Source organism: uncultured Methylobacterium sp., assembly GCF_964244095.1.
GTDB lineage: Bacteria > Pseudomonadota > Alphaproteobacteria > Rhizobiales > Beijerinckiaceae > Methylobacterium.
On the sequence record NZ_CAXTHR010000182.1, the window covers coordinates 1 to 7,517 of the forward strand.

General features: G+C 68.3%; 6 protein-coding genes and 1 pseudogene. 3 read left to right on the top strand and 4 right to left on the bottom strand.

Annotated elements, in window-relative coordinates; genetic code table 11:
- Nucleotides 1–139 (bottom strand): annotated as a pseudogene (locus tag ACFE86_RS20110) (hopanoid biosynthesis associated radical SAM protein HpnH); the annotation flags it as partial.
- 664 nt (nucleotides 140–803) lie between these two features.
- Here ACFE86_RS20110 and ACFE86_RS20115 point away from each other — a divergent pair.
- From ACFE86_RS20115 to ACFE86_RS20125, 3 genes are read left to right on the top strand one after another with little or no spacing between them, the layout of a single operon-like run.
- Complete coding sequence (locus ACFE86_RS20115; RefSeq protein WP_375457099.1) at nucleotides 804–3,455, top strand: MMPL family transporter; 2,652 nt, start codon at nucleotides 804–806, stop codon at nucleotides 3,453–3,455.
- A gap of 58 nt (nucleotides 3,456–3,513) precedes the next feature.
- Nucleotides 3,514–3,780 carry a type II toxin-antitoxin system Phd/YefM family antitoxin gene (locus ACFE86_RS20120; RefSeq protein ID WP_375457100.1) on the top strand — a complete coding sequence of 89 codons (267 nt, stop codon included), beginning with the start codon at nucleotides 3,514–3,516 and terminating at the stop codon, nucleotides 3,778–3,780.
- Nucleotides 3,777–4,190 carry a type II toxin-antitoxin system VapC family toxin gene (locus tag ACFE86_RS20125; protein WP_375457101.1) on the top strand — a complete coding sequence of 138 codons (414 nt, stop codon included), beginning with the start codon at nucleotides 3,777–3,779 and terminating at the stop codon, nucleotides 4,188–4,190. The genes ACFE86_RS20120 and ACFE86_RS20125 overlap by 4 nt, the downstream gene beginning before the upstream one ends.
- Here ACFE86_RS20125 and hpnK read toward each other — a convergent pair.
- From hpnK to hpnI, 3 genes are all read right to left on the bottom strand, one after another.
- Entirely contained in the window at nucleotides 4,159–5,001 is an 843-nt protein-coding gene (hpnK, locus tag ACFE86_RS20130) for a hopanoid biosynthesis-associated protein HpnK (protein ID WP_375457102.1), read from the bottom strand. The two genes, ACFE86_RS20125 and hpnK, sit on opposite strands and share 32 nt — an antisense overlap.
- A gap of 171 nt (nucleotides 5,002–5,172) precedes the next feature.
- A complete protein-coding gene (gene hpnJ, locus ACFE86_RS20135) occupies nucleotides 5,173–6,606 on the bottom strand; it encodes a hopanoid biosynthesis associated radical SAM protein HpnJ (RefSeq protein ID WP_375457103.1) in 1,434 nt (477 codons plus the stop codon).
- Nucleotides 6,607–6,660: 54 nt separating this feature from the next.
- A partial coding sequence (gene hpnI / locus ACFE86_RS20140; protein ID WP_375457104.1) for a bacteriohopanetetrol glucosamine biosynthesis glycosyltransferase HpnI occupies nucleotides 6,661–7,517 on the bottom strand: 857 nt, incomplete at its 5' end.

The following is a 7,517-nucleotide window of genomic DNA, read 5'->3' on the forward strand; positions in this document are numbered from 1 at the left end:
TGCCGCAGCCGGCGCAGGCGAGGTTGCAGCGGAACAGGGGCTCCATCATCATCACGAGCGGATAGCGTTTCCGGCCGGTGAGATGCTGCTTGAGGATGTAGCCGCCGATCTTCGCGACATACCGGAGAGGAATTCCCAAGATGCGGCTCCTGTGCTCGTAGCCCCTGACCAAGAGGCTGCTTAGCGTGAAAAAAACGGGAATTCCAGCGATCTAGCTTGGAACCGGTCTCAAAGGTCCACCGTCGCGACGCTCCGACATACGTGTTTGCAGCCGTGACGCAACCGAGCCACAGGCCGAGAAACAGGCAAAGCCTCCGCGCTTGTCGAAGGAGCCGGGCTGGCGGCCGCATCGGGCCGGCGGCCGGATGGCCGGCTCGACGCAAACCTCATCCTCCCATTGCGTCGGCAATGCGACCGTATTCCCAGGAATCGTGGGACTGGTTGATGCTGCGCTGCGGAAACGCCCTCCGATCCCTGATGGACGGGGGCGGCAGCGCGGCCCGCTGCGTTGCAATCGCCGGCCTGCACGATTACTGAGCGATGCGGCCTTGGCGCAACGATTGCTCGGAGGACGTGCGTCCACGCAGGATGTCCGGAAAGCTCGGTGACCGCGCTCGATCGATCGTCGGCCGCCTCGACGGACGACACGACATCGTGAACCGTTCCCGTGCGGAACGGATTTGGGTCCTCGGCTACGCGGATGCAGCGCGGGCGGCTTTTGCCGGAGCCCATCCGGCAGCATCGAAGTTCGCGAGCCGTCCGGTCCCGTCGCGGGCGTCCGGCTCCAGGCAGGCAGGGTACCCGTGATCGAACGTCTCGTTGCGTTTTCCGTCCGGCATCGGTGGGTCGTCATCGCCGTGATCGCCATGATCACGGCCGCGAGCACCGGGGTCGCGGCGCATCTGTTCCGCATCAACACCGACGTCGAGCGGCTGATCGATCCGAAGGAACCGTGGCGCCAGGACGAGATCAACTACGAGAAGGCGTTCCCGCAGCGTACCAACACCGTCGTCGCGGTGATCGACGGCAAGACGCCCGAGCAGGCCGAGGAGGCCGCGCGCGCCTTCGCGAAGGCGATCGCCGTTCACAAGGACCTGATCGAGACCGTGTACCGTCCCGACGGCGGCCCGTTCTTCGACAGGAACGGCTTCCTGCTGCTGTCGCAGTCGGACCTGGAGAAGACCGTCGAGCAGCTCGTGCAGCAGCAGGGCCTGCTCGGGCCGCTGGCCTCGGACCCGTCCTTGCGCGGCGTGATGCGGGTTCTTGCCCTCGGCGCCCGCGGCATCAAGGGCGGCGACGCGAAGATCGAGGATCTCGACAAGCCGATGGCGCAGATCGAGGCCACGCTGCGGCAGGTGCTCGACGGGAAACCGGCGCGGATGTCGTGGCAGCTCCTGCTCTCGGGCGGCGAGAGCAAGACCACGGACCTACGCAAGTTCGTGATGATCCAGCCGGTGCTCGACTTCAACGCGCTCCAGCCGGGCTACACCGCGACCAAGCTGATCCGGAAGGTGGCCAAGGACCTCAACATCGATCCCGAGCACGGCCTGGAGATGCGGCTGACCGGCCCGGTGGCGGTGGCCGACGACGAGTTCGCTACGCTGTCCGACGACGCAGCTCTGAACAACCTCGTGACGGTCGGCGCGATCGTGCTGTTCCTCTGGCTCGCGTTGCGCTCGGCGCCGCTGGTGGTGTCGGTGTTGGTCACCACCTTCTCGGGACTGATCGTGACGGCGGCGCTCGGCCTGCTCATGGTCGGCGAGTTGAACCCGATCTCCGTGGCCTTCGCGGCCCTGTTCGTCGGCCTCGGCATCGATTTCGGCATCCAGTTCGCGGTGCGCTACCGCGCCGACCGCTACGAGCAGCCGAGCCTGGAGGATGCGCTTCGCGCCGCGTCGCGCGGCGTCGGCTGGTCGCTGACGCTCGCCGCCGTCTCGCTCATCGCCGGCTTCTTCGCCTTCCTGCCCACCGCCTTCCGCGGCGTCTCCGAGCTCGGCCTGATCGCCGGCGCCGGCATGGTGGTGGCCTACCTGTTCGCGCTGACCCTGCTGCCCGCGCTGATCGCGGTGTTCCGGCCCAAGGGCGAGCGGGCGGCCGTCGAGACGACGTGGCTGTCGGGCGTCGATCCCTGGATCATCCGCAACCGCAAGGCCGTGCTGATCGGCGTCGGCCTGATCACGCTGGCCGGCACGCCGCTCCTGTGGAAGCTGCCGTTCGATTCGAACCCGATGCACCTGCGCAGCCCGCACGTGGAATCGATTTCCACCTATCTCGACCTGATCAAGGACCCGGCCACGAGCCCCAACGTGGTCGACGTGCTCGCGGCCAACGTCGACGCCGTTCCGGAGATGACGCGCAAGCTCGCCGCCCTGCCGATGGCCGCCGACATCATGAGCATCGACACCTTCGTGCCGCGCGACCAGGACAAGAAGCTCGCCACCGTCGCCGAGACGGCCGAACTGCTCGACCCGGTGCTCAACCCGAACCGGAAGCCGCCGGCGCCGAGCGATGCCGACACCGTCAAGGCGCTGAAGGAGACCTCGGCCGCGCTCTCCGGCATCGCCGGCGGCGATGCCGCGGGCAACAAGACCGCAGGCCGCCTCGCGGGCACCCTCGACAGGCTCGCCGGCGCCCCCGTGGCGATGCGCGAGGCCGGCTCGGTCGCCTTGACCACCGACCTCGGCTCGCTCCTGACGCGTCTGCGCACGGTGCTACACCCCGAGCGGATCACCCTGGCGAACCTGCCGCCGCCGTTGAAGGCCGAATGGGTCGCCGCCGACGGCCGCGCCCGCATCGAGGTCCATCCCAAGGGCAATTCCAACGACGACGATGTGCTGCGCAGGTTCGCTGCCGAGGTGCAGACCGTCGCACCGCACGCCACCGGCGCCCCGATAGCCACGACCTCGTCGAGCTACACCATCCTCGGCGCGTTCGTGCAGGCGGCGGTGACGGCGCTGGTGCTGATCTTCATCATCCTCTCGGTGGCCCTGCGCAAACCCTGGGATGTGGCGATGACGCTCGGGCCGCTGGTGCTGGCGACCCTGTGGACGCTGATGGCGCTGCACGTCATCGGCATGCCGCTGAACTTCGCCAACATCATCGCCCTGCCGCTGATGCTCGCGGTCGGCGTCGCGTTCCACATCTACTACGTGATCGCGTGGCGGGCCGGCGTGACCGACATGCTGGCCTCGAGCCTCACGCGGGCGATCTTCTTCTCCGCGCTCACCACCGGCACCGCCTTCGGCTCGCTGGTGCTGTCGAGCCATCCCGGCACCGCGAGCATGGGCAAGCTGCTGGCCCTGTCGCTGTTCTTCACGCTGATCGCCGCCTTCTTCGTGGTCCCGGCCTTCCTCGGGCCCCCGCCGAAGCGGCCGGACGCCGACAGGCCGGACGGCGAGGCCGCCGCGAATGATCCGATGATCGGGCGCACGCGCGAGACCGTGGGCGCGAAGTAGGCTGCAGGGGACTGCCGCCCGCCTCGACGAAGCGGCGATCTGCTTCTAATCTTGCGAGATGACCTCGATCGCCCTTGAGAATATCGGATCGGACTTCGCCGACCTCGCGCGCCGCGTCGAGGGCGGCGAGACGATCGTGGTGACCCGAGCGGGGAAACCGATCCTCGATCTCGTACCGCATCGGCGCAAGGGCGGCATCGATTACGCGGCGGGCGAGGCGTTCCTGCGGGCGCACGGGATCGAGCGCACGGCGGGGTTCATCGCCGACGATTTCGACGATCCCCTTCCGGAAGACTTCCTGATCCGGCCGCTCCCCGGGCCTTGAGACTCATCCTCGACAGCCACATCCTTCTCGCGATCTCGCTGGAGCGGCTACCTCGCATCAGCGCCACGATCGCGTGGGCGATCGCGCGACCCGAAACCTTCGCCTTCGCGAGTACCGCAAGCCTCTGGGAAATTGCCATCAAGACGCGGCTCGGCAAGCTCGATCCGGGTGTGCCGCTGGAGAGCCTGCCGCCGTTCTACGAAGCTCTCGGCATCGAGATCCTGCCGATCACCGCCGCGCACGCCCTCACGGCGGTGGACCCGGTTCCGCCGACGCGGGACCCGTTCGACCGGATGCTGCTGGCGCAATGCGCGGTCGAGGACTGTCGCCTGGCGACGCTCGACCACCCGCTCGCGGCCCGGCTCGATGCGTCGGAGGCTACCGGACGAAATCCGAGAAACCGCCGCTGAGCGCGCCCGAGCACGTCAGCGCCCGGATCGAATCGGGGGCGATCAGCGCGTCGCGCTCGGCGGCATAGGCGTAGCCGGGCGCCTCGCCGTCGAAGCCGCCGGCCGCGGCCGGGTGGGTGTAGAGTTCGGTCAGCCCGTCCGGGAGATGCGCCAGGAGGGCCGCCACGCGGCGCGGCGTCATCGCGCCGGACCAGGCGAGCCCGAGCGTACGGTCGGGGATCAGCAGGCCGGCCTGGCGGGCGCGGAGAGCGAGCAACGCGGCCCAGGGTGCGGTATCGAGCGCCGGCCTCGGCACGCTGCCGGGTTCCGCCGCGCGCAGCACGGCGTGGGGTTCGCGGGGCACGCGCAGCGCCCGCATCCCGAAATCGCGACCGATGCGCAGCACCGCGCCCGCGACCAGCGGGTGGACGTGGAAATGCTTGTGCGCGTTGACGTGGTCGAGCGGCAGGCCTGTCGCGCGGAACGCGGCGAACTGCGCCGCGATCTCGGCGGAAAGCTGGCGCCGGGCCGGTCCCTTCAGCGCGAGGTCGAGGCCGAGGCGCCCCATGTCCCGGCGCATCAGGCCGGCGGCATCGGTCAGCTCCGGCAGCACCGAGGCCGGCAGGGTCGGCCATGCCTCGACGAGGACGAGGTGCAGCCCGACCCGCAGGGACGGCAGCCGCCGCGCGCGCGCGACCGCATCCGCCGCGGCGGGCGCCGAGACCATCAGGCTCGCCGCCGTGAGGATGCCCTCGCGATGGGCCTGCTCGACCGCTTCGTTGACCTCCGGGCTCAGCCCGAAATCGTCGGCGGTGACGACGAGACGCTTCACGCAAACTCCAGTCACGGGTGTCGAGAGGGCAAGCCCTCTCGCAGGTCCAGGGCGGAGCCCTGGGACAGAACGGGGCTCCCCCCTCGACCCGCCGGGGCCTCAGGCCCCGGACCCCTGAACGAAGACGGCCGGGCTGTCAGGCCCGGCCGTGCATATCCGCAGACGGAGGGGTCAGGCGGCCTTGGCGGTGCCCTGGCGCTCGCGCAGGAAGCGGTAGAACTCGACGCCCTCGCGCAGGCGCCGCTTCATCATGTCGGGCGAGCGGACCATCTCGGAGACGATCGCGGCGATCTTCGGGGCGCGGAAGTAGAACTTCCGGTAGAACTCCTCCACCGCGGCGAAGATTTCGGAATGCGACAGATGGGGGTAGTGCAGCGGCGCGATCTGCACGCCGTTCTCGTCGACGAGCTCGGCGTTCGCGACGTCGAGCCAACCGTTCTCGACCGCCTGCTTGTACAGGAACGTGCCCGGATAGGGCGCGGCCAGCGACGCCTGGATCGTGTGCGGGTTGATGCGCTTGGCAAACGCGATGGTCTCCTGGATCGTCTCCCTGGTCTCGCCCGGCAGGCCGACGATGAAGGTGCCGTGGATGGCGATGCCGAGGTCGTGGCAATCCTTCGTGAACCTTTCGGCGACCTCGACGCGCATGCCCTTCTTGATGTTGTTCAGGATCTGCTGGTTGCCGGACTCGTAGCCGACGAGCAGCAGGCGCAGGCCGTTGTCACGCAGCACCTTCAGGGTCTCGCGCGGCACGTTGGCCTTGGCGTTGCACGACCACGTCACCCCGAGCTTGCCCAGTTCGCGCGCGATCTCCTCGGCACGGGGCAGGTTGTCGGTGAAGGTGTCGTCGTCGAAGAAGAACTCCTTCGTCTGCGGGAACTCCTTGAGGCAGTACTTGATCTCCTCGATCACGTGCGCGACCGAGCGGGTGCGGTAGGTGTGCCCGCCCACCGTCTGCGGCCACAGGCAGAACGTGCAGCGGCTCTTGCAGCCGCGGCCGGAATAGAACGAGATGTAGGGGTGCTTCAGGTAGCCGATGAAGTACTTCTCCATCTCCAGGTCGCGCTTGTAGACCGAGGTCACGAACGGGAGCTGGTCCATGTCCGTCATGATCTCGCGGTCCTCGTTGTGGACCACGACGCCGTCGGCGTTGCGATAGGACAAGCCTTTGATCTCGGACATGGGCACGCCGTCCGCGACTTCCTTGACGGTGAAGTCGAACTCGTTGCGGGCGCAGAAATCGACGCACGGCGCCTGGGCCATCGCGCCGGCGGCGTCCACCGCGACCTTGGCGCCGATCAGGCCGGCCTTGAGCTTAGGGTTGGCGCTTTTGAGCGCCTCGATGGTCTTCACGTCCGACTTGAACGACGGCACAGAGGTGTGCAGCACCACGAGGTCGAAGTCGTTGGCCTGCGCCACGATCTCCGGCAGCTTGATGTTGTGCGGGGGGGCATCGATCAGCTTCGAGTTCGGCACCAGCGCCGCCGGCTGGGCGAGCCAAGTCGGATACCAGAACGACTTGATCTCGCGCTTGGCCTGGTAGCGGGACCCGGCGCCGCCGTCGAAGCCGTCGAAGGTCGGAGCCTGGAGAAAGAGCGTGCGCATGGCGTTCAGGGCCTCAGAGCGGTTCGGACACGTCGAAGCGGGGGAAAGACAAGATCAGACGATGGGCGCTTCGGCATCCGGGCTGAGATTGCGCTCCGGAATGAGCGTTCCGTCTGCAACGACGCGATAATCGTGACCTTTCCATGTCACCGCCCCGGACACGAAGCTCCAGGAGAAGTTCGCGAAGGAGAGGATGTCGCGGATCGGCAACAGCCAGTACGGGTGCGGGCCGATGCCGAAGGCGCGCTCCAGGCGCATCGACAGGACGATGCGGCAGGCGAGCGCCAAAGCCGCCACGGCCAGCGCCGTCGCGCCGGCCTCCGGCATCAGCGCGGCGATCAGGGCGATGGGGAAGGCGTGGGTGACGATCGAGCCGGCATAGCCAGCCGGATCGACGTTGCGGATGGTACGGTTCCAGCGCAGCTCGTGGCTCCACAGGCCCGGCAGCGCGGTGTCGACGCAGGTATGCCCGATGGTGAAGTTCGGGATCGCGACGCGGCCGCCGAGCGCGCGCAGCGCCTCGCCGATGGCGTAGTCGTCGGCCAGATCGTCCTTGAAGGCGACAAACCCGCCGATCGCGGCGAGCGAGGCGGCGGTGAAGGCGATGGTGGAGCCGAAGCACGGCTTGGCCAGCCCCAGCGCCGTGCCCATCACGACGTTGGGCAGGAACTGTACGTCGATGGCGAGCGCGGAGAGCTGGGCGAACACGCCGCGGTCGGCCGGGACGCCGTGATAGAGGCAGGTTACGCCGGTGACGCCCGGCGCGGACAGTTCGGCGACCACGCGCTCCAGGTAGTCGGGCTTCACCACCATGTCGCTGTCGGCGAGCACGACGACGGAATGCGCGATGGCGTCGGCCATGTTGATCAGGTTCGAGACCTTGCGGTTCGAGCCGTGCTGGCGCGCGTCGA